Source organism: Mycobacterium sp. 1245111.1 (assembly GCF_001673405.1).
Taxonomy (GTDB): domain Bacteria; phylum Actinomycetota; class Actinomycetes; order Mycobacteriales; family Mycobacteriaceae; genus Mycobacterium.
In genome coordinates this window covers 87,894-113,432 of sequence record NZ_LZLV01000112.1, presented here as the reverse complement: position 1 = coordinate 113,432, position 25,539 = coordinate 87,894, and the positions used below count along the sequence as shown (strand labels likewise).

Here is a 25,539-nt window from a genome sequence, read left to right as displayed (position 1 = left end):
ACCCGGTGACATGCAAGGGCGCTTGCTCTCCAATGGGAACCCTCGCAGCTCAGAGGGTTGCGTGAAACTGGCGGCATCAGTGGCCCTGCAATCGAGTGTCGGCCCGGGGTTTGGCGGCGCGGGTGCCCGGGGCGAAGATCCGTGAAGTCGACGACATGAAAGCTGTCACGACACCTCCAAGATCCGGGGCGATGCGGTAGTCGTACCTCCGTTTCGTGAAACCGTAGCCCCTAATATGGGATCTCCGCTACCGGTTAAGGAGGATCAGATGCGAGCGCCGCGGAAAGATGTACAGCGCAATCGCCAACGATTGGTCAGTGCGGCCCGCGAGGCGTTCAACGAACAGGGGCCCGGGACGACCCTCGAGGAGGTCGCCCGGCGAGCCTGTGTTGGCCCCACCACGCTCTATCGCCACTTCCCCGACAAGGACGATCTGGTGATCGCTGTTCTCGACGAGCTGATCGCCGACGCCCGCGACGGCACAGACTCCGCCGCAGACATCCCCGACGCATTGGAAGCGTTTCGGTCGGTGTTCATCGGAAGTTGCGATCTTTCCGACACCGAAACCGAAACGTTTCTCCGGCTGGCGGCGACGAGCCCGCGGGCCAGGTCACACGCACATCGGCTGATCGCCGACCTTGTCGAACCGTTCACCACTCGACTCCGCAAGGCCGGTGGCCTGCGCCCCGAGATCACCGCCGACGACATCGCCATGTTCATTCGCATGACCGTGGCAGCCGACGATCACCCCGGTCGCGCCAAAGCGGTGCAAGTGTTGCTCGACGGGCTGACCCGAAGCCCGGGTGCTCGCCGGTCGGCAAGCACCCACGCAAGAAAGGCGCGAGCATGACCCAAACCTGCCGGACGGGCCAGCACGATGTTCACGACGCGTACGCAGAATCGTGTCCGTGCCGGATCCTGCTGGACCTGCTTGCAAACAAATGGTCGGCGCTGTTGATCGGTCTGCTCGAACCTGGACCGGCACGATTCACCGCCCTGCGGGATCGACTACCCGGAATCAGTTCCAAGATGCTGACTCGCACACTGCGAAGGCTCGAATCGGCCGCACTGATCACTCGGACGGTTTATGCGGACGTCCCACCCCGCGTTGAGTACGAATTGACCGCACTCGGCACGAGCGCCGCTGACCCGCTGCGCTTGCTGCGTACGTGGGCCGAGGAGAACCTCGACCACATCGCGGTCTTGAATCCGCACTGGGCGTCGCCCGCTGGTTCGCGTGGCCCGCGCGATCTCTGATAAAAAATCTGCTGCCCGAACACTGATCCTGCGGGACGTAGCTGAACGCGGACAACGACTTTCGCCGAACCTTGCCCGCGCCATCCTCGGCGGCGGCTGAAGTTTCCGCCGCGCCAAGTTACACCGGTTAGATGGTTTCCAACTTCGCGACGCTCCGGTGCGCTGCGATGACCTCGCGTCCGCTCAGCGGTTTTCACCAGATGAGTGGAATCAGTTTCTTAGTCCGGCGACTGTAATCTCGGTACTCGGGTATGGCCCGTCGCATGAGGTTTTCTTCGGCGGCGATGCGTCGGTGATAAGCGCGTCCCATCAGTGTGGGCACTAAGACGGTTGTCGGCGCACTGCGTGAAGAGAGCGCCAAGCCAATCCACAACATCAGGGCGCCGGCGTATCCAGGGTGGCGAATCATCCGGTAGGGGCCGGTAGTAACGAGGTGTTGTCCTTGGGTGGTGCGCAGGGTTCGGGTGTAGAAACTGCCCAGTGTGCGCATGGACCATACCCGCAAAGCGAGTCCGCCCGCCTCGATGATCAGCCCGGTGGCAGCCGCGGCCGACGGCAGCATCGGCAGAGGAAGTCGGCGCAGCACCAGTGGTAGCCCGTACCCGAGCCCAGCAGATGTCAGGAGCATGCGCGTGGTGCCGTTGTCGTCGTCAGAGGTCTTCAGGCTGGAGGCTGCACCGCGTCCCCGAAGGAATAGCTCTTGGACGAAAAACCCTGCAGCCCCGGCATATCCAGCCAGAAGCCAACCGCGGCCACTACTCGACAGCGTGTTGGGATGGTCTTTGACAGCCACGGGGGCTCCTTGTTTTCTACGCGTTGATCGCTCCTGGAGGTTGAAAGCTACGCGCCGCTTTACCCTTGCCGACAAACTCGGCGGTGCGGTTTGGGCTAACAGGCCCGTCTTAGTATGTCGTAGTCAGGGGCGCTATCAATCTCGGTCGGCCCCCGTACTAGGCAGTTGCGTTCCAGTGATGAACGCGCGCGGGCCCAAGTACGCTCCGCACCGCCGGCGGCTTGTCCACTCCGGTGATGGGTCGCGAGGGTACCAAGCCCGCCCTCTTGTTCCTCAAGGCCCGTGGTGGCTGACTGATGAACTGTGATCGGGTGTTACTTCGCTGCTGCGGGTTCGACGAAGACGCGGCCGGCCAGCGCGCCGGGAGATTCGTGCAGGACGCCGCCGGTGACGAGGGCGCCGAGGTTGATCGGGACGTAGCCGAGGTCTTCGATGAGTTGGGCGGCGACGGCGTGCGCGTCGTCGTGGTCGCTGGAGTGGAACAACACCTTGGGTGCACCGTCGACGGTGGGGCCTTCGTCGTAGCTGGTGGACAGCATGTGGTTGAACGCCTTGACCACCTTCGCGCCGGGCGCGAGTTCTTCGATGACCTCGCTGGAGGTTTTCCCGCCGGTGTCGGCGCGGGTGAAGCCGGGCATGATGATCGGGTTGTTGGTGTCGACGAGGATCTTGCCCGACAGGTCCACGCTGGCCAGTGCGGCGGGGATGTCGCGCCAGGCCACTGCGACGAATACGACGTCGCGGGCCGCGGCCTGGGCCGTGGTGCCGACGCTGATGTTGAGCGGATCGAATGTCTCAGTGAGGGTTTCGGGGCCGCGGCTGTTGCTGACCAGGACGTCGTGTCCGACCTTGGCCAGCTGGGTGCTGACGGCTTTGCCGATCATGCCGGCGCCGATGAAGCCGATCTCCATGGTGGTCTCCTTCTGTGTGTTCTGTCCGATCCACCCGGCGCCGACGAGACCGACCTTCATGGTGGCCTCCTCTGAGCGGTACCGGCGCTGCGGGCGCGGAATTGGTGGTGGCGGGTATGGGTGGCGGTGGTCAGGCGGTGGCTTCGTTTGCCGCCCAAAGGGTGTCGATCTCGGCCAGGGCGTCGGCGTAGCTCTTCTCGTGCAGCGGGATGAGGTCGGCCATGGCGGGGTTGACCGGTGCCATGGTCAGTTCGGCCGTGATGACGCGCGGCGCCAGGCCGGTGGGCGACACACCATGCACGATCCAATTGCCGGCGTGGTCCCAGCCCGCGCGCGGAGTGCCTTCGCCGTAGCCGCCGCCCTGGCTTTCCAGCACGATGAACTCGGTGTCGCCGAGCAGGCCGGCGCCGGTGGCCGGATCGAACGACAACCCAGCGGCCACGATGTGGTCCACCCAGGACTTCACGATGCTGGGGGCGCCGTAGTTGTACAGGGGCAAGCCCAGCAACACGGTGTCGGCGGCCTTGATTTCGTCGATCAGACGCTTCGACAGGGCGAAGGATTCGGCTTGCGCGGGCGTGTGCTGATCGGCGGGAATGTTGCGAGCCAGACCACTCACGGCGTCGAAATGCGGAATCGGCTCTGCAGCCAGGTCGCGGTAGGCCACCGTGCCTCCAGGATGGGCCTGCGCCCAGCGCTGAGCGGCGTGCGCGGTGAGCCGCCGGCTGATCGAGGCGTCACCCTGGATGGAGGAGTCGATGTGCAGGAGGTGGCTCATGGTTATGCCTTTCACTCGGTCAACCGGGTCGAAGCTTTCGTTTGCGTGGTGCAAACTATCACAGCAACACCCATCGTCGAGAAATCCCCGTAATCTCATATCCGTGAATGAAACAGCTGAGTCCCACTCCCAACCTGCATCGATATCGCCGAACGTCAGACGCGGAGAGCAACAATTTGCACAACGCAAATCGAAGGAGAGGTGGAACTGTCAACTCTTGCCGGTAACCTCGCTCTCATGAGCAGTTCGGGTGACGGCAACGACTTGAAATCACCGGAAAACATGGTCGGCGTCATGATGAACTACATCCTTCGGCGCATGCAGGCCGAAGCAGACAAGGACCTGCTTCCCCACGGAATGAAGACACGTCACGCAGTCGTGCTCACCCTGCTACGTGACCTCGGAGAACAACCCCAGTCCGAGCTACCTCAAGCGCTGGGCATCGATGCCACCGGTGTCGTGGCCCTGCTCAACAGCCTCGAAGACGAAGGGCTCATCGAACGCCGCCGTTCCCCCGAAGACCGACGCAAACACAACGTACTGATCACCAAAGCCGGGCGACGCCGCCTCGCCGACATCGAAAACGTCGCCGCCGACCTCGAACAACGGCTCCTCGGCCTGGAACCCACCGAACTCTGCGCCCTGCACACCCTCCTCGCCAAAGCAATGATCAACCTCGCCAACGGATCCCACACCCCACTGGCTCAGTCAACCTCGGCCCAATAAACCTCGCCCCTTAAGAAGTCCAAACAACCTAGATCCGCTGCGGCTGTGCAACTGTCGCGTAACACCAGGTCGTTTCCTGCCTTGTACGCGGGTTTGCATCCTCTTGCCCTATCGAGGTGCGCACTTCATGTGTGGCGCCAACCTGGCCGATTGCGCGTGCGATAGGCCACATTCGGACGTCGTGTATCGACAGCAGCCGCGGTGCGAAACTGCCACTGCGGCAACGGGTTTGGTGACCCGCTTGCATGCTACGGCTATGGAGCGGTTTGTGTTCGGGGAGCTGGTTGCCTTTATTTGAAAGGGTTGAGGCTGCGGCCCAGGATGTACTGGATGCGTTGTGGGAGTGGTCGTATCGCGGCGGCGTTGAGCTTGTTGACGGTGCCTGGTATGCAGACTGGCTTGCCGTTCATCACTGCGGCCCAGCCCTCGCGCACCACGTCTTCGGGCTGCTGCCACAGCAAGCGCGGTAGTCGGTCGGCAGTTTCGCGGGTGTCCATGACGTCGTGGAACTCACTGTGGGTGAACCCGGGGCACAGCGCGGTGACGTGGATGCCGTGGGGCTTAAGTTCCATATCGAGGGATTGGGACATGTCGAGCACGTAGGCCTTGATTCCGGTGTAGAGCAGGCCTTCAACCGGTGGGAACAGCGCGGCCAGTGAGGACAGGTTGACGATGCGTCCCCAGTTCTGTTGTTTCATGCCCGGGATGACTAGGTGGCACAGCTGGGTCGAGGTGGTGACCATGAGCTGGATTTCGGCTGCCACTGATTCCCACGGGGTGGCGGTGAATTTCGTGCTGGCGGACAGGCCGGCGTTGTTGATGAGGATGTCGATGGCCATGTTCTGCGCGGCAGCGTGGTCGGTGATGGCGGCAGCAGCGGCGGGGTCGGTGAGGTCTGCGGGAAAGACTTCGCTGCGTACACCGTGATCTTGGTGCAGTTCGGCGGCCAGCTTTTCAAGACGCTCGGCGCGTCGGGCGACGAGCAGCACGTCGTGGCCTTGCGCGGCGAGGTGGCGGGCGAAGCTCGCGCCGATGCCCGATGAGGCACCGGTGATCAGCGCAGAACGCCGATTCGTTGTCACGGGAGGGTTCCTGTCTGTGCGCGGGTGTGCGGATCGGGTGGTGTTCGGGGCAGGTCATGGCGCGGCTGGCCGCGGTAGTGGTGACGATCGAAGGTGCTTGTGCGGGAACGGAATCGGAAGGTGAACGTCGGCCACATCACTGAGTTGCGACCGCTGGCGTCGAGGTACCAGCTGGAGCATCCGCCGGAGTTCCAGACGGTGCCGGCCAGTGCGTCGTTGACCCACGAGGTGTAGGCCTGTTGGGCGTGGTTTTCCACGTCGATCGAGGCGAGATCTTCGGTGCGCATCACGCGCAGGGCGGCGGCGAGGTAGGCGGCTTGGGATTCCAGCATGTAGACGATCGAGCTGTGCCCGAGGTTGGTGTTGGGTCCATACATCAGGAACAAGTTGGGAAATCCTGCCACCGTGGTGCCCAGATGCGCGCTGGGGCTCCCAGCCCAGTGCTCGGCCAGCGTGATTCCGTGAGTGCCGGTGAGTAGGTGGGCCACCGGCGGTTCGGTGGGGGTGAATCCGGTGGCGAAGATGATGGTGTCGACCTCGTGGAGTCGCCCGGCGCCGTCGCGGGCGGCGGTCTCGGTGACCTCGGCCAACCCGGTGGTGACCACCTCGACGTCGTCGCGGGCCAGGGTGGGCAGCCAGTCGTTGGTCAGCAGGATCCGTTTGCAGCCGATGGTGAAGTTCGGCGTCAGGGCTTTCCTCAGGGCGGTGTCGGGGACTTGCAGGCGCAGTTGGGCTTTGGCGACGAGTTGGATCAGCGGCAGCAGCCAGGTCAGGTGTGCCAGTGCTGCGAGGTAGATCTCGCGGTAGCCGTACACGCTCGCGCGAACCATCTTCTGTATCAGGGGGATTCGGCGGTAGAGCGCTTTTTCGAGGCGGCCCAGGGTGCGATCCAGTCGGGGCAGCACCCATGCCGGTGTGCGCTGAAACACCGTGAGGTGCTCGGCCCGCTCGACGATCTCGGGGACGAACTGCACCGCGGAGGCCCCGGTGCCGATGACGGCGACCCGCTGGCCGGTCAGGTCGTGGTCGTGATTCCAGGTCGCGGAGTGAAACACCGCGCCGGTGAAGGTGTTCAGTCCCGGCACGTCGGGCAGCTTCGGAGTCGACAGCGCCCCGGTCGCGGCGACCAGGATTCGGGCGGTCAGCTCCCCCACCGAAGTCCGGACCCGCCAGCGCTGCTGCTCGGCATCCCACACGGCAGCGAGTAATTCGCAGCCAGTGAGCAGATGCCGCCGCAGTCCGGTGTCCTCAACTACGGCTTTGAGGTAGCGGTAGATCTCGGGTTGGCGGGCGAAGGTGTGACTCCAGCGGGCACTGGGGGCGAAGGAGAACGAGTACAACGACGTCGGGACATCGCAGGCGCAGCCGGGATAGGTGTTGTCGCGCCAGGTCCCGCCGACCTCATCGGCCCGCTCGATGACCAGCACGTCGGCGGTCGGGTCGTCGCGCAGCACCGCCGCGGCGGCCGCGAGCCCGGCAAACCCCGCACCCACCACCAGGGTGTCCACAACGGTCGGCAGGGTGGGGGCCGTGGTCACCGGCCGCCTCCCACGTGGCGGTCGAGGAAGTCGATCTGGGCGGTGATGATCTTCTCGAAATGCGGGTCCAGGTAGGGCTCGAAATGGCTGCAGTCATAGGACAGCACCTCGCCCTTGGGGATGCGGGCCACGATCTTCTGGGCGGTGGCATAGGGAGTGACGTCGTCGCGTTTGGCCAGCTGCACTAGTACTGGTGCGGTGATGTCGGCGACGTGGCGTCCCGGGGAGTAGAACGGGACGCGCAGCGCGATGCGGGCGGCGACGTCGTTCTCGGCGAGCAGTTCCTCGCGCCGGTCCCCAGCCATCCGTTCGACGAGCTCCGCAGCTCCCGGGGAGGTCATCATCGCGACGTCACCGGGGTAGCCGATCGCGTCCACCCGGTAGGGCGGGCGCCCCAGCCAGGCGCCGACCTGATCGCGCAGGCCGGCCAGGATCAACCGCGACACCAACTTCGGGGATTGAGAAAATGCCGAGGCCGGGCCGGTGACGTGGGGCACCTGGACGATCGCGGCCGCCAGGTCGTGGTCGTGGCCGGCCAGCACCAGGACGTGCCCACCGCCGAACGATGACCCCCACCCCACCACCCGGGTGGTGTCGACGCCGTCGAGGCTGCGGGCATAGGCGATCGCGGCGCGCCAATCGGCATGCTGGGCCTTGATGTCAAGGACTCGGCGTGGTTGGCCTCCACTGGCACCCCAGTACCGGTAGTCGAACACCAGCGCGGCATACCCGGCCTGGGCGAACCGTTCGGCGTAGGCGTCCAGGCGCAGCTCACGGAAGGCCGCGAACCCGTGCGCGAGCACCACAATCGGCGGATTCGGCACACCATCGGGGCGGTAGAGCCACGCCGCGCACGGGGTCCCCGCGGAGGGGAACGTGACGTCGGTCCGGACGAAGGTGTGCTGGGCAGTCACTGAAGTGTCCTCACGGATAGGTTCTTGATCGTCGTTTAAGAACGTAACAGTTTCTTGACCGTCATTCAAGATCCGGGTCTAGGCTGAGGTCATGCCGCGGAACAAACGACCACAACCGCCGGCGGAGAAACGCGCCGAGATCGTGTCCGCCGCCCGCGAGCTGTTCATCGACGCCGGCTACGACGCCACCTCGATGGGGCGCCTGGCCAGCGCGGCCGGCGTCTCGGCCAACACCATCTACTGGTACTTCGCCGACAAGGACGACGTGCTGCTGGCGGTCCTCAACTACGTCATGGCTGAGGCTTGGACGCGGTATGAGTCGGTGGCCGCTGAACCTTTGTCTGTGCGGCTATTGTGGCTCGTCCACGAGCTGCAACAGATGAGCCGCCTGGTCAGCACTGTCCACGCCCGCGCCGAACGCTCCCCCGCGATCACGCAGTGGCACAACAACTTTCACTTCTTCACCGCCAGCCTGGTGCGGGTTGAACTGGAAAATGCCGGAATCGTGCCCGCAGCACAGCTGGACGCCGAAGTGATGATCGGCACCTTCGCCGTCGAGGGACTGCTCATGCACAACCTCGACGAGGACCAACAACGTGCGATCTGTGACACCCTGGCCGCACGCTGGATTCCGGCACCCCCGCGGTAGCCGCCCCCGATCCGAGACCGCGACGAGAGGAATAAGCAAGAACCGTGGATTACCGGTAAACCGCTCTGTATTCCGAATCACGTTGTCACACAACCTGTTTGATCGGTAATCAGCGTTTGAATAAGATCACGTCCCAATTGTTCTGCGCTGCAGAATCTTTGACGGACATCGATCGTGAGGCATTGCGATGACGCTGATTCCTCAGAGGAATCAGTCGCCAGCCGACATCAGAGCGCGTTGAGGTATCAAGAACCGAGATTACAGCGGCCGCGGGCCCAATCCGCCCGAGAGATCGACACCCTGCTGTATCTACAGTTTGCGGCAACCAAGAAAATCCATATAACCCGACTCGATGAAGCGAAAGTCGTTACATCGCTGCGGATCTAACAACTTCCGCGTCCGCTCCACAACTGACGCCGGCAGTCCATAAGTCATCAACGCCGGACTCCCTTCATGATTTTGTCGCCACGCCCGGCCCCCGCGCACCGCGGCTGCCGCCCCACAATAGAACACCCATTGCGCAGCGCAGTATCGTGATGCTATCTTCCAGAATAGCGATTCTGTTCGTATCCAGGTCGTACGAAGTTTTCCACTTCAGCAGCAGGAGGCTGTGATGACAACCGCCCTTGAACACGATTTCGCCCGACCATGGGCCAAACGGCGCGTCCGGACTTACGCGTGGTGCGCGGCGTTTACGACAACGATCGCGGTGGGCAGCATCATCGGAGTCGGCGTGGGGCTGATCCCGATGGTGCCCGTGACCGGCACCATCGCCTGTTTTCTGTTTATGACCCCGGTTTTCATCATGTTCGTCACGTCATGGATTGATACTCCGGGCGAGGCACGCACGACGTTGGAAAAAGCCAATGAGTTTCAGATGCTCTGGTTTTGCATTGCCGGCGCCGCAAGTGAGCTCTGGTGGGAGGTCATCTGGCTCGTCGGTGACCTGATGGGCAAGATGCACATCACCCAAGGTCAGCGCTGGGGATGGGTGATCTGGTACTACGGCATCAACGATGTGCGCTATCTCAACAGCGACGGAGCGTTGTGGGCGATGGAACTGGCCGTCGTAACCGGCGCCGCCATCCTGCTGTACTCGTGGTCGAAGTTGAGGAAAGCCGGCAACGACCCCGACAAACGCATCCGTCCGCTGTGGTGGACCTTTTTCACGATGGCGGTCATGTTGACGGTGTTTTTCATCTACTTCATCGCCGAGGCGCGCCACGGCTTTCCCAACTTCCCACGCCATGGATTCTGGGACGTCTCGATCGTGCTGATCTATGAGAACCTGCCGTGGATGATCGCACCCATCGTCAGCCTTCCTTTCGTCGCCAAGCAACTGGGCTACCTCTACGGGCGCAAAGCTCTGGAGGCGGACCGGGCGTCAACCCGAGCGGGCGCTGTCCGCGGCACTCCTGTCTCGGTCCGCGCCTAGGCAATCGCCACGCCGGGCTTGGGTGCGTTGGCGAAGATCGGGTTCAGCCAATGCACCCAAGCGCTGGGGGCGCACCCGGCAATTCCCACACACAGCCGTTGCAACGATGCCGAAAGCGAAGAAGGCACACGGATTTTCAGTGTCACTGCGCGACGCTCAGCGACATCCGCCATTCAAGAGGACCCTGGCGCCGCATAGCCGCGAACGGACACGATGACATCACCCGCCTACGACTTCTCACAGTATCGACCCGAGGCTGCCAGCCCTGAATTCGTTGAGTACGTCCAAAGCCTGCGGGAATTACAAGACGCCACACAGTCGGCGAACCCCGACGCCGCCGTGTGGACCGAAGCGGCAACCCAACTGCGCCGACTCACGACAATCCTCACCCAGAATCGGGCACCTGCAACACGGGCCCCAGCCGGTCGCGATGCCGCACTACCCGGCTTCGGGAACCCACTGATACCAGCGTTCACCATCCACACCACTAGCGCCAAAGGTGTTGTTCTGCAGGGAAAGTTCGGCCGCTTCTACCATGGCGCCCATGACGTCGTCCTCGGCGGCGCGCTACCGCTACTTTTCGACTGGCACTTCGCCCTCACCATCGACGCCGCCGGCCGCCCGATCAGCCGCACCGCCTACCTCCACGTCGACTACGCCGACTACGTATTGACCGACACCCCACTGCAGGCCACCGCCCGCATCGACGTCATCGAAGGACGCAAAACCTTCCTCAGCGCCGAGTTGACCCGCTCCAACGACACAACGACACTGGCCAAAGCAACCGCCCTGATGATCGCCTTGCGAACCCACCAACGGTGAACCACCAACAAGACGGGGCTCATCCTGATCGCGTTGGGTTCTCGGGAATTACGGCGCGCCGCACCTGCCGGCGAGCGCCAGCGCCCCTTGGAGGTCACGATCATCGGCGTCTTCGTCATGGCGGATGCATCGATCAACTTCGTCTCCTGGGCCGTCGAGATATTCGGAAGCTCAACCCATCTCGTGCAGGCGTTCGTCACCGGCTACGGTCTGCTCTTCGACGGCGGCTACTACCTGGGGTTCAACACCTTAATGCTGGGCGGCGCCACCGGCGCTGGCGAAAAAGGCTGGGGCGTAATGGCTGTCATGCTCTTGTTCCCCATCCGAGTCGTCGCAGTATGGGCATTTCTGGAAATGAAGCGCTGGGGATATGACTTCATGGTTCTTACATCGTGGATGTATGCCATCACCTTCTTCGGCTATCTGGTAAATGTGACCCAAGACTTCGACGTTCGATTCGGCGCCAGCCGGTTCGGCGTTGTCGGCTGGTGGGCCGTATTCATCTGGTACCTAACCCCTTACGTAGTGCTGCCGTGGCTCTACGCTCTCAACCGCGAGAAGTGGAACAAATAGGACGTGAAGGCAAGTCTCGATAACGCACGTCAGGCCCATCGCCGGTGGTCAGAGGAACTCACTGACGGGTCAATTATGCTCGAGCAGTCAGTACCCTGGCCCGAAGGACGGTATGGCACAGTGACTCGATACCGGTGAACGTCCCCAGCATTCACGAAACCCGCCGGCAAATGTATCGGATGCAGATCATTTCAGCCGCTGAGTACGAGTTCGCCAGGGCAGGGTTCGACAAGACCAAGGTCGCAAACATCGCGCGCACCGCCGATGTGTCCCTGGCGACGCTTTACAAACACTTCGCCGGCAAGGACGAAATATGGGACGTCCTCAATCAGCAGCGTGTCGAAGAATTCATTTTTGCAGGACAACAAGCCATAGCTGATTGCACTTCGCCGGTCCAACGACTGTTCGCATCGCTTCATGCGCTCGTCACCTACTTCGCCGAACATCCCAACTACTTGCGCATTCACGTCAGCGAAGGACTGAGCTGGGCCACAGGCGGTCACAATTGGGGCCGCGGCAACCAGCGCGACGCCTGGCGTACCGGCATCGACACGATGGTCGCCCTGGCGCACGACGCAGTCGAATCCGAAGGAGTTCCCCCCATGCGGCCATCGCTGTTAGCGGGCCTCGTGGTGTCAGCACTGCAAGTTTGGTTAACCGACTGGGTCAATAGCGAATTCGACAGGCCCGCTGACGACGTGGCACTCGAACTCACCCAATACCTAAGGCGTTCGCTGGAATTGCCGGCAGCGGCCGCCCCCGGACGTCGAGCACGTAAAACTCCCCACCCGTGAGCCACGGCTCCCTTCAAAATGAGACCGAAACACCTCGGCGCTTCGTCGCCGCCTGATGACAACCCAAGTTTGCGCCACACAGCATCAACCCCGCATGGCCTGAATCCACCGGAGATGCAGTGCCGCGTGGCCATTTTGTTTGAGCTCTTACAATAAGCACCGACCGGCTCGACGGTTCCAGGGAGCTACTGTAGGGTCTCAAACTCCGTGTCAACTCTCGGTGTTCTGAACTGCAACGATTTAAGTCGTCTCACTCCGTGTCCACACCGATTTGTCTCAGCTTCGTGTCCATTTTTCAACGGGTCGAGGTTAGGCCGCAACCGCTGCTCAGGCCTTGTTATGGCCGGACCCCAAAGGTTCCGTCACTGTGACGGTTGATCGCCCAACGCGCAGGGAAACCGCCCCCACATCGATAATCCCGACTGGTGATGGCCCGCGACTGAGAGTGCCGCACACGTCGTCCGGCCTCGCGTCGCCAGCAACGAGCTTCCCGACCGGCTCGGAGATCCCGAGATGGACCTGCGCTCGGATCCGAGCAGCGATCCTAAGGTGCGTTGCGACGTCGACTTCCGAGCCCTGACTTCGAAGAATTGATCGAGGCGATGCACGGCCCAGACCCTGTGGGGACGCGGTTGGGCCGTCACCAGTTCCAGACCGTCGCATCGTTCGGTGGATAGTTAATGCAGATATCGGTGCCGTGTGCGGCCACGCCCTTGTTGTTGAAGAACAACTTGGCCCAGTTGCCCCAGTGGGTGGCCATCTGCTCGTAGTAGACGTTGGTCGCGGTGTCCTCCGAGTACTGTCGGCGGCCAGCGTAGTCCAGCGAGAAGAACCAGTAGATCCGATCGCGGGCGCCGTCTTGGACGTCGACGGGCCGGTTCTTGTAGTCGGTCATGTAGCGCTCGTAGTAGATCGGCTCCACATCGCGCACGGCTTCCATGTACTGGTCGACGGTGCACGTCGTCTTGAGTATCCGATTCGGAATCGGATAGTCGTCGCTGGCATCGGCCGACGCGAAACCTGCTGTGGCCATGCAGGTTCCGCTCATGATCAGCGCCGCCAACGCTGCGCGCAGATACATCGTCATCGCTCCTATCCGGCGGCCCGTCGCAGGATCACCACTTGGTCGGGGCAGTAGGTGTTGATCGCGGCGCCGAGGAACCGCCACGCCTGCTCAGTGGTGCTGCCCCTCTCGAGTTGGTTGAACACGAACTGCGCCGAATTGTCGGCGTCCGCATCGAGCCCGTTGTACAGCCGCTTACAGGTGATTTTGCCGATCCACGCGTTGTAATCCTTCTGCCCGTAGATGCCATACGTGCGGAGTTCGTTGGCGAAATCGGTGTCGGGATCCGCGTGCGCAGGCCATGCCAGCAGGACGCCGGCGACAACTGCCATGATCCCAGCAGCGTCCAAACGCTGAAACTCATGGTTGCTCTCATACGGTGGCTCCTTGCGGTAGTGCTGCCGGTATGGGTGCGGTCCGCATCGGTCGGCTGCGCACTCGTAGTGGCCACCAGAACCAGCGACCCAGCAGCGCCGCAATCGACGGCGTCATCAGCGACCGCACCACCAACGTGTCGGACAGCAACCCGAGTCCGATTGTGGTGCCGCCCTTGCCAATTGCGACCAGATAGCTGGTCAAAGCTCCGGGACTCCAGTTCATGATTCAGCTCACCGTTGACTGTGGTCCCGTTCATTCCGGTATCGGTAGGCCGGCGTCCTCGGCCAATAAACTCTGCACAATCGACGTGGCCGCGAGCGAACCTGTCGCGATCGCCGAGGCTACCTGCGGCATTTGCGCACTGGCGTTGTCGCCGGCCGCGAAGACTCCGGGAACCGTTGTCCGGCAGAGTGCATCGATTGCGATGGGACTCGCCGCCGCCGGCGTCGGCTCACCGAATCCGACCCCGAGCTGTTCAACCAGCTGCGACCGCTGATGCAGTGTCGTCGCGACGAGCAGGCCGCTGCGTGCCAGCCGAGTTCCGTCGGTGAACACGATGGCTTCCAATTCGCCGTTGCTTGAAGCGAGTTCGGCAACGGGCCGCTCGTCGACCGCGACTCGTGCGGCGGCCAACCAGGATCGCGCGTCACCATCGAGCTCCGCAGGCCCTCCAGTCAGGAGCACAACGTCGTCGCTCCATGCCCGCAGCAATACCGACGATTGCACTGCCCGCTTGCCGTTAGCCCATACCGCCAACGGTTGATCGCGAACCTCCCAGCCGTGGCAGAACGGGCAGTGAAACACCGACCGCCCCCACAACTCCGCGAGCCCGGGCAGCGCAGGCGGCCGGTACTCCATGCCAGCGGCCAGCAGCACCCGACGCGTGCGTTCACGCCGACCGTCGGACAGTTCCAGTTCGAACACATCGCCGGCACGCTCTCCCGCCACCGCTTCACCGGTCCGCACTTCGACGGACGGGTAGGCGGCGATCTCCCGCCGCCCAGCCTCGTACAGCTCGCCCGGCGGTCGGCCGTCGTGACCCAACAACCCGCCGATGCCGTGGGAAGCCAGGTTGCTCTGCTGACCCGCGTCGACCAGCAGCGTTCGCCGCCGCGCCCGGCCAAGTACCAAACCCGCGCTCAAGCCCGCGGCTCCGCCACCAACGACGACGCAGTCCCATGTGGTGTTCATGACCTAATCCCCCAAATGTTTCGAGCGTTGACGCGGTCGGTTTTGCGCGTGTCCGTCCCGAGGGCTTTCACCCGCACGGGGTGGCTACCTGTGGTGTGCCGGACGGGAACGCTTGTGCTGATGTTCAATCGCGTCATTGAGTACTCGCCGACGGTGATCCTGAGTTGTTTCATCGCTTATCCTTGTGTGACGTGACGATCGTGCGCGGCGTCACCGGCTGGTGAGCTTTCGTTCTGTGCCGCGCCGTCTTCGATGCGCGATCCGCCTGTTTGGTCATGCTCGCCGGTCCGGCCCGTCGAGAGTCTGGGATCTGGTCCCAACAGTTTGCGGACGGAGATCCGCGAACCGAACGGCTGCAGCATCTGACTGGCCGGCCTGGTGCGCACGTTCAGCGGCCACCAGAACCAGCGGCCCAGTAGCGCCGCGATCGACGGCGTCAAGAGCGATCGCACGATCAACGTGTCAAAGACGAGGCCGAGGCAGATCGTGGTGCCGATCTGCTGGATCATGACCAGGTCGCTGACGATGAACGAGCCGAGGGTGAAGGCGAACACCAGTCCTGCGGCGGTGACCACTCCGCCGGTGCCGCCTATCGCGCGGATGATGCCGGTATTCAATCCGGCACTTACTTCCTCCTTGAATCGGGAGATCAGCAGCAGGTTGTAGTCTGCCCCGACCGCGAGCAGGATGATGATCGCGAGGGCGGGGACGAGCCAGAATAGCTTGACTCCGAAGATGTACTGCCACAACAGGATCGATAGCCCGAGCGCAGCTCCCAGTGAAAGGATGACGGTGCCGACGATCACGATGGCGGCTACGAAGCTGCGGGTGATGAGGATCATCACCAGCAGGATCAACGAGATCGCCGCCAACGTGACGATCATCAGGTCGTACAGCGATGCCTCCTGGATGTCCTTGTAGGTCGACGCCGTCCCGGCGATGTAGATCTTCGCCTCCGCCAGGGGGGTCGCCTTGATCGCGTCGAAGGCAGAGTGCCGGATGGCGTCGATGTGCGAGATTCCTTCGGGGCTGGCGGGTTTGCCCTCGTGGGTGATCGTCATTCGGGCGGCCTTGCCGTCGGGCGACATGAACTGCTCGAGGCCGCGTTTGAAATCGGCGTTGTCGAACGCCTCCGGTGGCAGGTAGAACGAATCGTCGCTCTTGGCATTATCGAAGGCCTTGCCGAGCGCGGTGGCGTTCTCCAGCGCTTCGCGGCCCTGTTTCAATGTGCCGCTGATGGTGGCGTAATTCGACTGCAGCAGCGAGCGATTGGTCTGCTGGATGTCGACCTGGGGTGGGATCAGCGACAGCACCTGCGGCTGCAGCGCGTTGAGTTTGTCGAGGCTTGCGGTGATCTTGCCGAATTGTTCACTGAGTTTGTCGATTCCGTCGAGCGCGTCGAACACCGATCGCAGGGCCGCACACGTCGGGATGTCGAAGCAGTGTGGCTCCCAGTAGAAGTAGTTGCGTAGCGGCCGGAAGAAGTCGTCGAAGTTGGCGAGGTTGTCTCGGATCTCGTTGATGGTGTCGATGGTGTCGTGGAATGCCCGCACCTGCTCGTCGGTGGCATCGGTGGCTTGCTGCTGCAAGGAGAGCTGACGTTGCAGAATATCGATCGCCTTGCCGGTCTGATCGATCTGGGTCAGGAGGTCACGTGCCCTGTCCCCCTGGTAGCTCAGGTTCATGACCTGTCCCGCACTCTGGGCGCTGATCTGAAAGGGAATGGAACTGTGCTTGATCGGCGTACCGAGGGGTCGGGTGACCGACTGCACCAGTGCGACCCCGGGGGTGTGCAACACCGCTTTGGCAACGCGTTCCAGAATCAGCATGTCCGCTGGATTGCGCATGTCGTGATCGGATTCGATCATCAGCAACTCGGGGTTGAGCCGGGCCTCCGAGAAGTGGCGTTCCGCGGCGGTATATCCGATGTTGGCCGGGGCGTCATGGGGGTTATAGGGCCGCCCGTCGAAGCTGATCTGCGCTCCCGGAAGGGCGAGTAGGCCCACCGCGGACACCGCCAACGAGACGACGAGCACGGGCCCCGGCCACCGCACGATCGTCGTGCCGATGCGGCGCCAGCCCGTGGTGCGAAGCACCCGTTTGGGATCGAGGAACCCGAAGCGTGCGGCGGTCGTCACCACCGCCGGCCCGAGGGTCAGCGCCGCGGCCAACGTCACGACAAGGGCCAGAGCCGTGGGGGCGCCGAGGGTGCTGAAATACGGGAGCCGGGTGAAGTGCAGGCACGCCACTGCTCCGATAATCGTGAGGCCAGAGCCGACGATGACATGGGCGGTGCCACCGAACATGTCGTAGTAAGCCGCCTCGCGATGTAGGCCCTTGCCCCGGGCTTCCTGGTACCGCCCGACGAGGAAGATGGCGTAGTCGGTGCCCGCGGCGATGGCCATGCCGGTCAGAAGGTTCACCGCGTATGTGGAGAGGTCGAGCATGCCCGCGTGGCCCACCAGCGCAACCACACCGCGCGCTGCGCCGAGTTCGACCGCGACCGCGAGGAGAACGATCAACATGGTGACCAAGGAGCGGTAGACGATGAGCAGCATCACCGCGATGACGAGAAACGTGACGGCAGTGATGAGGTGAGTGCCTTCGTTGCCGATCTCGAAGTTATCGGTGATCACCGGGGCGGCGCCGGTGACGTACGCCTTGACCCCCGGCGGGGGCGGCGTGTCGGCCACCGTCTGGCGGATGCTGTCGACGGAATCATTGGATCGCGCCTCGCCTTGGTTGCCTTGGAGGTAGACCTGAACGAGCGCTGACTTGCCGTCCTTGCTCTGGGCGCCGCCCGCGGTGATCGAATCGCCCCAGAAGTCCTGAACGTGCTGGACGTGTTTGGTATCGGCTCGCAACTTCGCGATCAGGCGGTCGTAGTAGGTGTGCGCGTCCTGGCCCAGCGACTGATCGCCTTCGAGCACGATGACGGCGGCACTGTCGGAGTCGAACTCGCCGAATTTCTTCCCGATGTGCTTCATGGCCATGACCGACGGGGAATCAGGGGCGTTCAAGGCCACCGAACGTTCAGTACCCACGATCTCGAGTTGGGGCACCAGCACATTCGTCACGCCGGCGACCGCGATCCAGATCAAAATGATCGGTAGGGCCAGTGTGCGGATGACACGCGCTGCGCGAGAGCGGTCAGATCCCTCTGCTCCGTGCTGGCTCATGCCGTCTTGTCCAGACAGGCGATGTATCCGTTCACGTCGTGGGAAGACCTTTCACTCTTGACGATGCCATTGACGGTTATGCGGCAGGTGATGGTGCTCGAATTTCCCTGGGCGCGTAGGTCGGCGAACAGTGTCGGATCGTCGGTGACCAAGTCGTGCGACCAGGGCAGGGGTGCGTCGTCGACGCGCTGGGGTTGTGCGTCCTCGTCGAGGAAGTTGATGGTTGCCCGCGCGCCGGGGTCTCCGAGGACCTGCAGGTGGACGCGTTTGGGGTTGAATCCGGTGTTCTCGGGCGAATCAGCTGAGGGCCTTGAGGTTTGGTCCTGCGATCCGAAGATGCCGTGTAAGCGGTAGACGCCGCTGACGACCAAGACCACCACGATGATCGCCACGAGCGCCGTCCAATGGCGGGCGGCCGCCCTACGTATCGGTGAAGTCGGCATCGCCACGTGGCCCCTCACCCCTGGACGCCTAGGGATTTGCGCAATTGTGTGTCGAAGATTCGGCGGGGAGCAAAGCGACGCATCGCGCTGAGTTGACGGGCTGAGCCTGCGGGATAGCGCACTTTCGGAGTGGAGTCCGTCGCGGCGGCCACAATGACCTTCGACACAACAACAGGATCGTCGCCGTTGTTGACCTGTTCGCCCACTGCCTGGTTGGAGCGCTCCCGCTGGCGTTCGTATGTCGCCAGCGGATTGTCCGGTTTTGCGGTGTTGTCGTCGAAACCGGTTCTGGTGCCACCGGGCTCGACGAGGAGCACGCGGATGTTGTGTCCTCGGACCTCGTGGTCCACGGACTCGGAATAGCCCTCGACGGCGTACTTGGTCGCGCTGTAGGCAGCCATGTATGGCGCGGGCATCAATCCGAAGATCGACGAGATGTTGATGATGCGTCCGCTGCCCTGCTTGCGCATGTGCGGCAGGACGGCATTCGTCATTCGGATGACGCCAAACACATTGAGGTCGAAGAGTTTCTGTGTCTGGGCGATCGAGTTCTCCTCGCTGGCTCCGACGAGCCCCATACCGGCGTTGTTGACCAGCACGTCGATCCGCCCGAACTGCGCGATCACCGCCTCAACCGATGCAGCGACGGACTTGTCACTTGTGACGTCGAGATCGACGAACGTCATCCCCTGACTGGAATCAAGCCCTGCCGTATTGCGGCTTGTGCCCACTACGGTGAATCCCGCTTCGGTCAGAGCGCGTGCGGCGAACTTGCCAAGGCCCGAGTTGGCGCCGGTGACGAGTGCGACGGGTCGTGCTGTTGCCATGTGAACCGTTTCCTAACGGTGGGGTCATGCGGCTCAACCCGTCAGAACCAACCGAGTTGAGACCCGTTTCAAAAGAACATACACGTTCAATATCGGAACGTCACCGTTCTATTCCGGAGCGGGCTAAGATCACATCGTGTCGGTCGCGACAAAGCAACTCTCGGGTGTACAAACGCGCACCCGAGCCGCGATCCTCGCTGCGACGGCCTCTGCGTTGGCGGCGAACCGGACGGCCACCATGCCCGAGATCGCAGCCGTGGCCGGGGTCGGCCGCACCACGCTGCACCGCTACTTCGCCGACCGCGAGACGTTGATCCACGAGGCGACCCTGGACTCGATCCGCGTGCTCACTGAAGCGGTGGAGGAGGCCGCCATCGACGACGGGCCGGCAGTCGACGCGATGCGGCGATTCATCACCGGAGCCGTCTCAATCGGTGAACGGCTCGTCTTTCTCTTCGGTGACCCGGCGGTGCTCCGCGACATCCCACCGGCGCAGTCCCCGAACGAGGAGTTGGTGATCAACCTGATCACACGGGGGCAGGACGAAGGCGTGTTCGACTCCGCCCTCAGCCCGACCTGGATTTGGCGCGCGCTCTACGGATTGATCCTGCAAGGCTGTGAGCAAGCCATGGCCGGTGCACTGCCGCGGCACACCGTCGCGCCGCTAATCGCCCGGACCTTCGAGCGCGGCGTCTGCCCGGCTCCCTAGCGCAACAGGAACGCGACCAGGAACTCAAACGTGGCACGCGGCGCTCAATCGCCAACCGAGCGTCCTAACGGTGGTAGGGCGCAAAGTCTGGGTGGAATACGACGAGGTCGTGTTCCTTGGTTACCGCTGGCCCATCATCGGTTTCGAGCAAGAGATACTTACGCTTGACGACGTCATACTGGGGCGGCAACCATTCCAGGAGATTTTGTGCCAACGGGATTCAACGCGATGGCCGATGCGCTGGATGTTGCGGGGCTGTTCGGCCATCTCTTGGTCGCGGTTGTACTCCTCGACGATGTCGTCGTTGACGTCGGCCAGGCCATCGATGATGCTCGTGCTCCATCGAATGACCGTATCGGCGTGGCCATTTTGTTTGAGAACCTACAACTACTGTAGGTTCTCACTTCCCTTGTCCACTCGCGAAGCTGTGGCCTGCACTGACGCAGCTTGTCTCACGTCGTGTCCACACCGATTTGTCTCACTTGCGTGTCCACTTTTCTAGAACGTCCCAAACGAGACGTTCGCCCGCATATCGTTCTTCCGTGACAGTTGCAGCGCCTTACGTGACCGTTTTGTCACTGTGACACTCGCTGAAGATGATGGTGCCGCCGGTACCTGACGCCGTGCGAAGCAAAGCAGCGTGCTCTGAAAGTTACTGCAGCACAAAGGTTGTCGATGTCATACGTTTCCCGGCACGCCCGCCCCACTGGCATCAGTAAACGTCTGGCCCGATGGTGAGCCTAGAAGCATCGCGCCGGCATTTAAAGACGATTCGCGCCGATTCGCGAGATCGAGCCCACCCATCGCTTGAATTCTCTTCCGCTGCAGTTTATCTACGGGGTTAAGCCCAGGGCTCGCAGGGACCTCGGCCGATAAACGCGGTCGGACTGCGGTGTGTATGACCAGGGCGAGTGCCGTGTTGGCGCCGCAACCCAGCCTCAGCACCGTCTGCGTCTTGGGCTATCCAGACCACTGGTGACGTAAGCGGCGGCGAAGAACCCGCGGTCCGACATCAACACCATGTCGAACAAAACCGGGATACTGCAACCGAATTCGACCGCGCACCGTTGACGGCGGCAATGACCGAGAGCGGGAATTGGACCAACTCCCGCACGGTCCGGCGCGGCGAGTCAGCGCATTGCCGACGTGCGTCTGAAGTTATTCCGGGGGTTTCGCCGGCTGAGAAGTTTCCTGCGGCTCAGTCATGACACTGAATAGTGGAACATCTCCTGTTCATATGTCACGCTACGTCCATAGCAAGGTAAACCGCGGTCGCCTGCCGCGCCAATCTTTGACGTTCGTCATCGACAGACGTCATTGACGAACGTCATACATTGGCTGTACGGTCACTGAGATCGCGAACCGACCTGAACCTCAGGAGGAGTCACAATGTCAACCCGTGCGGGCTCGTTTGCTGAGTCGCCGTTGACGCGGCACCCGCGCGCGCGGTTCCCGAGCCGAGAGGCTCACCGCCTCGAGACGCGCGAGCGGGTGTTCAATGCCGCAGTCCGCCAGTTCGAGCAGAACGGTGTCAACGACACCGACGTCAACGCGATTGTCTCGGACGCCGGGGTGGCCCGCGGTACCTTCTACTTTCACTTTCCGACTAAAGAACATGCATTGGCCGAGCTCACTCGACGCGAAGAAGCTCAGATCGCCGACGAACTCACCGAAGTGCTGACCTCCGTGGCCGACCTCAGGTCGGCTCTGGCCGAAGTGATCAAGGGCGTCGTAGCAGAAGAAGAGCGCCTCGGACACTTACTTTTTCGGGACGTGCTCAACCTCTACTTTTCAGCGACCCAGCCCGAGCTGAGCGACTCTGCAACGCACCCAATCGTGCTCATCGTCATCGAGCAAATCGAGATGGCCCGGCACCGCGGGGAGGTCGACGGCGACGTGGATGCCGGCACCAGCGCCGTCTTCTTTCTGATTGGCTTGTACGGCCTGCTGGTCACTAATCGAGACCCCTCACCCGCCCGGGCAGCCGTGCTTGATGAGTATCTCGCCCACTTCTACCGCGGACTGGAGTCGCGGTGATGTTCATATTCGAGAATTCACTACCCATCTGGAGGCTGCCTCATGATCCAAGACATCGTTCGCTTCATCGTCGCCTGGGGAGGATGCGCCCTGATCGTCTGGTTCTGGTACTGGGTGATCGGCAACATCGGCACCTTCTGACACCCCCTTCTGCTCGGGGGCTTCGGAGCCGACCATGAGTGACACCCAATTGTCAGCGCTACCTACCGAACGAAGTTGCGCGCTGGTCGCCGTAGCCCTCTCCGACGGGAGTCGGAGAGGCGTGCGACTGGTCTCTGGTGAGCATCGAGCCTTCGGCACCAACGCCGACCGCACGATCGTCAATGTCCCCTTTCCCGCCACTGAACCCGACTGGACCTTGCGAACGATGTCCTGCGGCGTCGGACTGCAATGTGCGCCCTCGAAAGACTTGATTGCACAGCGATCAATCCACCATCTGACCGCACGAGAGCTACGCGCACTCACCATTGTGGAAGGCCGGATCGCGATGGGATGGTTGGCGACTCATTGGCCCGGCATGATGTCCGAACTAGCACATCGGCTGCCCGGTGTGGAACCCATTGTCGACGAGCTCGACGGCGACGCAATACTCGATCAGGCTCTCGCCCTGGCGGATTCGGGCCAGCCGTTGCCGACGTGGGCGCTGCTCGGCCGACTCCCGAGCACGGTCGCGCCACACCGTGGTATGGCTCAGACCGCCCGCAAGTTGTGGGGTCGGATGCCCTGGACCTCCCGCCGCCAGGATGCCTATCGGATCTATTCGGTACCCGTCGGTGGAGAAGGCGGCGTCAAAAATCCCAACCTGCCGCCACCGAGCCGACCAGAAGACGAAGAGCTTGAGATCAGGCCCGACCAGCGCGCCGGTGTGCCCTATCCGGAGTGGAACTTCTGGTCCGAGAAGTTCCTACTCGAGCACGTCGCGGTGCTCGAGGTCGGGCACACCGCCTCGGCGGAACGGCCAACCCGGCTGCCCGCCGACCTGCGCCGGTACTTCGAGATGCGTACCGAGCGGGTGCTGCGAAGCGGCCTCGAGGACGGATGCGATCTCGACATCGATCGCTATGTCGAGCATTTTCTGGACACCCGTACGGGCCACTCGACCGAAAGCCGGGTGTTCCGGGATCTCATTCCGGCGCACCGCGACGTCACCACATGCCTTCTGCTGGATGGAAGTTCGTCGCTCGGCGCGCACCAGGGCCACATCTTCCAGCTCGAGATGCAGTGTGCCGATGCGTTGTCGCAGGCGATGACCCACGCCAAAGAGCGACACGGCATCTTCACGTTCACCGGCAACACCCGTCATCGCGTCGAGGTGCGATGCCTGAAGGACTTCAAAGACCGTCACTTCGTGGCCCCAAGCACTCAAGGCCTTGTAACTGCCGGCTACACGCGGCTCGGTGCGCCGCTGCGGCACTTGACCAACCGTCTGCTGCAGCAACCGTCGGAGCGCCGGCTGCTGATCGTGATCGGCGATGGGCTGATGTCTGACGAGGGTTATGAGGGTCGCTACGCCTGGGCGGACGTCAGCCATGCCGTCGTAGAGGCCGAAGATGCCGGGGTCTTCGTCTATTACGTCGGGGTGGGGCCCACCCGAGTCGACCCGCTTCCTACCGTCTTCGGCCCACGACGGTCACAGCGGATCCGCCAGATAGAAGAATTGCCAAGGGTTTTGGGACACGTCCACCGCGAACTTGTCGCGGCCTAGCCCAATCAGGAGGTTGTGTGTCAAGCGAGTTTTACTCGGAGAGCGGTAACGAGGTCAAGCTCTTCGAGCAGGCCTACGAACGCCGGTTACCGGTGATGATCACTGGGCCGACTGGTTGCGGCAAGACTCGGTTCGTTGAGCACATGGCCGGGTTGCTGGGCCGTCCGGTAGTCACCGTGAGTTGTCACGACGACCTCACCAGCTCCGACCTGGTCGGCCGATTCGTCGTCACGGGCGGTGATGTCGTCTGGACCGATGGGCCGCTGACCCGCGCGGTGCGCACCGGTGCGATCTGTTACCTCGACGAGGTGGTCGAGGCGAGACACGACTCCCTGGCCATCCTGCACTCTCTCACCGACCATCGCCGGACACTGCATCTGGACCGACCCAACGAGACGATCCAGGCGCCCGATTCATTCATGCTGGTCTGTTCCTACAACCCGGCATACCGCAGTTCACTCAAGGAACTCAAGCCGTCCTTTCGGCAGCGGTTCGTCACCATGGCGATGGATTATCTATCCGCCGAACGCGAGACCGAGGTGCTGGTACAAGAGTCAGGCATCGCCCACGACGTTGCCCAGCGACTGATCAAGTGCGCCAACAGTATCCGTACTGCCGATGACGTGTTCCACTTCGAACCGCCGTCGACGCGCGTGTTGGTCACCGCCGCTCAACTCATCGCGGTCGGCGCTGGCGAACTCGAAGCCGTCACCGCCGCGGTGCTGGCCCCACTTAGTACTGACGGCGCCATAACGCAGGGTCTGCAGGAAGTAGCCGCCGCCAGCCTGGCCGGCGCACGCGAGCCTTCAGCCCGATAACACCCGAGAGGACACACCGTGGTAGTCAACGAGCAAGACAGAAAACGTCGGCTGGCGCTGTTCTGGTTCCAGATCGCGATATACGGATTCTTGTTGGGCAACTTCGCAATTCAACTGTATATGGGCTTTACCCGAAACTGGTGAGGTGAATCCGTGAATTTTCCCAAAGTCAAGACCAGGCTCGCCGGCTCCGTTGCGTCGCTTCCCGGCCAGGTCGCCTCAGGGTCGGTGAGCTACGACGACCACATGGCCGAGTCCAAGAGGGTTCAACGTAAGGCCGACATCTACCTGATGGTCGGCGGGTTCTTCATGGGCACGCTGGTACTTGGTGTGATCGGGTTCCCGATCTTCTTCTACGGGTTGACCATTCTGCGTCGAGCCGGCAGGCAAGGACTCTCGGTCCGCCCCTTGATGGTGACCCTGATCGGCTTCCTGGTGTTCATCGACGCGGCGCTCAACAGTTTCGGATGGGCGCTCGACCTGGTGGCCAACCACACGCTGATCAACCGGACCATCACGGTGGCGTGGGGAAACTTTTTCGACGCCGGCTACTTCTGGCATTACAACCAGCTGTGGATCGGAGGCTCGGGCGCGCCCGGCGAAAAGTCCTGGGAGGTCGCCTGCGTCCTGGTCGTCTTTCCGATGCGCATGGCCGCTGCGATCGCCTTCCTGCAGATGAAACGGTGGGGCCACCAGTGGTTGATCGTGACGTGCTGGTTCGGCGTCGTCATCTGGGTTGGCTATGTGTTCAACATGACGATGTACGCGGACCTCCGCTACACACACGTCGGCTTTCCGGTGATCGCCTGGTGGGTCTACGACATCTTCTACATCACGCCATTTCTGTCGATCCCCTACCTGCACACCGTCAACCGCGAGATTTTCTCGGACTGACACAACTGAAGCAGAGGAAAACT

Annotated in this window: 26 protein-coding genes and 1 pseudogene; 14 read left to right on the top strand and 13 right to left on the bottom strand. The window is 62.5% G+C overall.

All coding sequences use genetic code 11. The features are described from left to right. Window positions 1-268: 268 nt before the first annotated feature. Window positions 269-850 carry a TetR/AcrR family transcriptional regulator gene (locus tag A5658_RS17150; protein ID WP_067337630.1) on the top strand — a complete coding sequence of 194 codons (582 nt, stop codon included), beginning with the start codon at window positions 269-271 and terminating at the stop codon, window positions 848-850. Beyond that, window positions 847-1,257, top strand: a complete 411-nt coding sequence (locus tag A5658_RS17145) for a helix-turn-helix domain-containing protein (protein WP_067337627.1) — start codon at window positions 847-849, stop codon at window positions 1,255-1,257. Before A5658_RS17150 ends, A5658_RS17145 begins: the two co-directional genes overlap by 4 nt. Window positions 1,258-1,450: 193 nt before the next feature. Here A5658_RS17145 and A5658_RS17140 read toward each other — a convergent pair whose 3' ends face one another. The 3 genes from A5658_RS17140 to A5658_RS17130 all read right to left on the bottom strand — a co-directional run bounded on the left by A5658_RS17140 (window position 1,451) and on the right by A5658_RS17130 (window position 3,739). Beyond that, window positions 1,451-2,050 (bottom strand): isoprenylcysteine carboxylmethyltransferase family protein, encoded by a 600-nt coding sequence (locus A5658_RS17140; protein ID WP_067337624.1) that lies wholly within the window; start codon window positions 2,048-2,050, stop codon window positions 1,451-1,453. A gap of 314 nt (window positions 2,051-2,364) precedes the next feature. Then, window positions 2,365-3,021 carry an NADPH-dependent F420 reductase gene (locus tag A5658_RS17135; protein WP_082993234.1) on the bottom strand — a complete coding sequence of 219 codons (657 nt, stop codon included), beginning with the start codon at window positions 3,019-3,021 and terminating at the stop codon, window positions 2,365-2,367. Between the two features lie 70 nt (window positions 3,022-3,091). Further along, window positions 3,092-3,739 carry an FMN-dependent NADH-azoreductase gene (locus A5658_RS17130; protein WP_067337621.1) on the bottom strand — a complete coding sequence of 216 codons (648 nt, stop codon included), beginning with the start codon at window positions 3,737-3,739 and terminating at the stop codon, window positions 3,092-3,094. Between the two features lie 237 nt (window positions 3,740-3,976). On the opposite strand from A5658_RS17130, the gene A5658_RS17125 reads away from it, so the two are divergent. After that, the gene (locus tag A5658_RS17125) at window positions 3,977-4,465 is read left to right on the top strand and encodes a MarR family winged helix-turn-helix transcriptional regulator (RefSeq protein ID WP_067337616.1); all 489 of its coding nucleotides are present in this window, start codon (window positions 3,977-3,979) and stop codon (window positions 4,463-4,465) included. 290 nt (window positions 4,466-4,755) lie between these two features. Here the strand turns inward: A5658_RS17125 and A5658_RS17120 are convergent, their stop codons facing one another. Genes A5658_RS17120 through A5658_RS17110 form a run of 3 tightly spaced genes read right to left on the bottom strand, consistent with a single transcriptional unit; the run spans window position 4,756 to window position 7,999 of the window. Further along, a complete protein-coding gene (locus A5658_RS17120) occupies window positions 4,756-5,547 on the bottom strand; it encodes an SDR family oxidoreductase (protein ID WP_067337612.1) in 792 nt (263 codons plus the stop codon). Further along, on the bottom strand, window positions 5,544-7,085 hold the full coding sequence (locus A5658_RS17115; RefSeq protein ID WP_082993233.1) for an NAD(P)/FAD-dependent oxidoreductase: 1,542 nt from the start codon (window positions 7,083-7,085) through the stop codon (window positions 5,544-5,546). The genes A5658_RS17120 and A5658_RS17115 overlap by 4 nt, the downstream gene beginning before the upstream one ends. Then, window positions 7,082-7,999: an alpha/beta hydrolase gene (locus A5658_RS17110; protein ID WP_067337609.1), complete on the bottom strand. Its 918-nt coding sequence runs from the start codon at window positions 7,997-7,999 to the stop codon at window positions 7,082-7,084. Before A5658_RS17110 ends, A5658_RS17115 begins: the two co-directional genes overlap by 4 nt. Before the next feature lie 91 nt (window positions 8,000-8,090). Between A5658_RS17110 and A5658_RS17105 the strand changes: the two genes are divergently transcribed. The 5 genes from A5658_RS17105 (at window position 8,091) to A5658_RS17085 (ending at window position 12,272) form a co-directional block, all read left to right on the top strand. Next, on the top strand, window positions 8,091-8,648 hold the full coding sequence (locus A5658_RS17105) for a TetR/AcrR family transcriptional regulator (RefSeq protein ID WP_067337606.1): 558 nt from the start codon (window positions 8,091-8,093) through the stop codon (window positions 8,646-8,648). Between the two features lie 709 nt (window positions 8,649-9,357). Further along, window positions 9,358-10,083 (top strand): Emopamil-binding protein, encoded by a 726-nt coding sequence (locus A5658_RS17100; protein WP_231997349.1) that lies wholly within the window; start codon window positions 9,358-9,360, stop codon window positions 10,081-10,083. Window positions 10,084-10,296: 213 nt separating this feature from the next. Beyond that, window positions 10,297-10,905: a hypothetical protein gene (locus A5658_RS17095; protein ID WP_067337599.1), complete on the top strand. Its 609-nt coding sequence runs from the start codon at window positions 10,297-10,299 to the stop codon at window positions 10,903-10,905. Window positions 10,906-10,938: 33 nt separating this feature from the next. Beyond that, on the top strand, window positions 10,939-11,478 hold the full coding sequence (locus A5658_RS17090; protein ID WP_156751515.1) for a hypothetical protein: 540 nt from the start codon (window positions 10,939-10,941) through the stop codon (window positions 11,476-11,478). A 179-nt stretch (window positions 11,479-11,657) separates the two neighbouring features. Continuing rightward, window positions 11,658-12,272 carry a TetR/AcrR family transcriptional regulator gene (locus tag A5658_RS17085; protein WP_231997348.1) on the top strand — a complete coding sequence of 205 codons (615 nt, stop codon included), beginning with the start codon at window positions 11,658-11,660 and terminating at the stop codon, window positions 12,270-12,272. Window positions 12,273-12,912: 640 nt separating this feature from the next. Here the strand turns inward: A5658_RS17085 and A5658_RS17080 are convergent. The 7 genes and pseudogenes from A5658_RS17080 to A5658_RS17050 form a co-directional block, all read right to left on the bottom strand. Further along, window positions 12,913-13,353 carry a DUF5078 domain-containing protein gene (locus tag A5658_RS17080; RefSeq protein ID WP_067338419.1) on the bottom strand — a complete coding sequence of 147 codons (441 nt, stop codon included), beginning with the start codon at window positions 13,351-13,353 and terminating at the stop codon, window positions 12,913-12,915. A gap of 11 nt (window positions 13,354-13,364) precedes the next feature. Beyond that, window positions 13,365-13,667 carry a DUF732 domain-containing protein gene (locus A5658_RS17075; RefSeq protein WP_067337592.1) on the bottom strand — a complete coding sequence of 101 codons (303 nt, stop codon included), beginning with the start codon at window positions 13,665-13,667 and terminating at the stop codon, window positions 13,365-13,367. Window positions 13,668-13,707: 40 nt separating this feature from the next. Beyond that, window positions 13,708-13,908 (bottom strand): annotated as a pseudogene (locus A5658_RS17070) (MMPL family transporter); the annotation flags it as partial. A gap of 57 nt (window positions 13,909-13,965) precedes the next feature. Further along, window positions 13,966-14,904 (bottom strand): NAD(P)/FAD-dependent oxidoreductase, encoded by a 939-nt coding sequence (locus A5658_RS17065; RefSeq protein WP_067337586.1) that lies wholly within the window; start codon window positions 14,902-14,904, stop codon window positions 13,966-13,968. 176 nt (window positions 14,905-15,080) lie between these two features. Further along, window positions 15,081-18,083: an RND family transporter gene (locus A5658_RS17060; protein ID WP_082993231.1), complete on the bottom strand. Its 3,003-nt coding sequence runs from the start codon at window positions 18,081-18,083 to the stop codon at window positions 15,081-15,083. Continuing rightward, window positions 18,080-18,526 (bottom strand): MmpS family transport accessory protein, encoded by a 447-nt coding sequence (locus tag A5658_RS17055; RefSeq protein ID WP_067338416.1) that lies wholly within the window; start codon window positions 18,524-18,526, stop codon window positions 18,080-18,082. Before A5658_RS17055 ends, A5658_RS17060 begins: the two co-directional genes overlap by 4 nt. A 14-nt stretch (window positions 18,527-18,540) precedes the next feature. Then, window positions 18,541-19,353, bottom strand: a complete 813-nt coding sequence (locus tag A5658_RS17050; protein WP_067337582.1) for an oxidoreductase — start codon at window positions 19,351-19,353, stop codon at window positions 18,541-18,543. 136 nt (window positions 19,354-19,489) lie between these two features. Here A5658_RS17050 and A5658_RS17045 point away from each other — a divergent pair, with 136 nt between their 5' ends. From A5658_RS17045 to A5658_RS17025, 6 genes are all read left to right on the top strand, one after another. Further along, window positions 19,490-20,062 (top strand): TetR/AcrR family transcriptional regulator, encoded by a 573-nt coding sequence (locus A5658_RS17045; protein ID WP_197503144.1) that lies wholly within the window; start codon window positions 19,490-19,492, stop codon window positions 20,060-20,062. Between the two features lie 207 nt (window positions 20,063-20,269). Beyond that, window positions 20,270-20,458 (top strand): hypothetical protein, encoded by a 189-nt coding sequence (locus tag A5658_RS28180; protein WP_156751514.1) that lies wholly within the window; start codon window positions 20,270-20,272, stop codon window positions 20,456-20,458. A 993-nt stretch (window positions 20,459-21,451) separates the two neighbouring features. Next, window positions 21,452-22,099, top strand: a complete 648-nt coding sequence (locus tag A5658_RS17040; RefSeq protein ID WP_082993230.1) for a TetR/AcrR family transcriptional regulator — start codon at window positions 21,452-21,454, stop codon at window positions 22,097-22,099. 175 nt (window positions 22,100-22,274) lie between these two features. Further along, the gene (locus A5658_RS17035; RefSeq protein ID WP_067337579.1) at window positions 22,275-23,804 is read left to right on the top strand and encodes a nitric oxide reductase activation protein NorD; all 1,530 of its coding nucleotides are present in this window, start codon (window positions 22,275-22,277) and stop codon (window positions 23,802-23,804) included. A gap of 17 nt (window positions 23,805-23,821) precedes the next feature. After that, entirely contained in the window at window positions 23,822-24,622 is an 801-nt protein-coding gene (locus tag A5658_RS17030) for a CbbQ/NirQ/NorQ/GpvN family protein (RefSeq protein WP_067337576.1), read from the top strand. Between the two features lie 153 nt (window positions 24,623-24,775). Continuing rightward, window positions 24,776-25,516 (top strand): hypothetical protein, encoded by a 741-nt coding sequence (locus A5658_RS17025; RefSeq protein ID WP_067337572.1) that lies wholly within the window; start codon window positions 24,776-24,778, stop codon window positions 25,514-25,516. Window positions 25,517-25,539 lie beyond the last annotated feature (23 nt).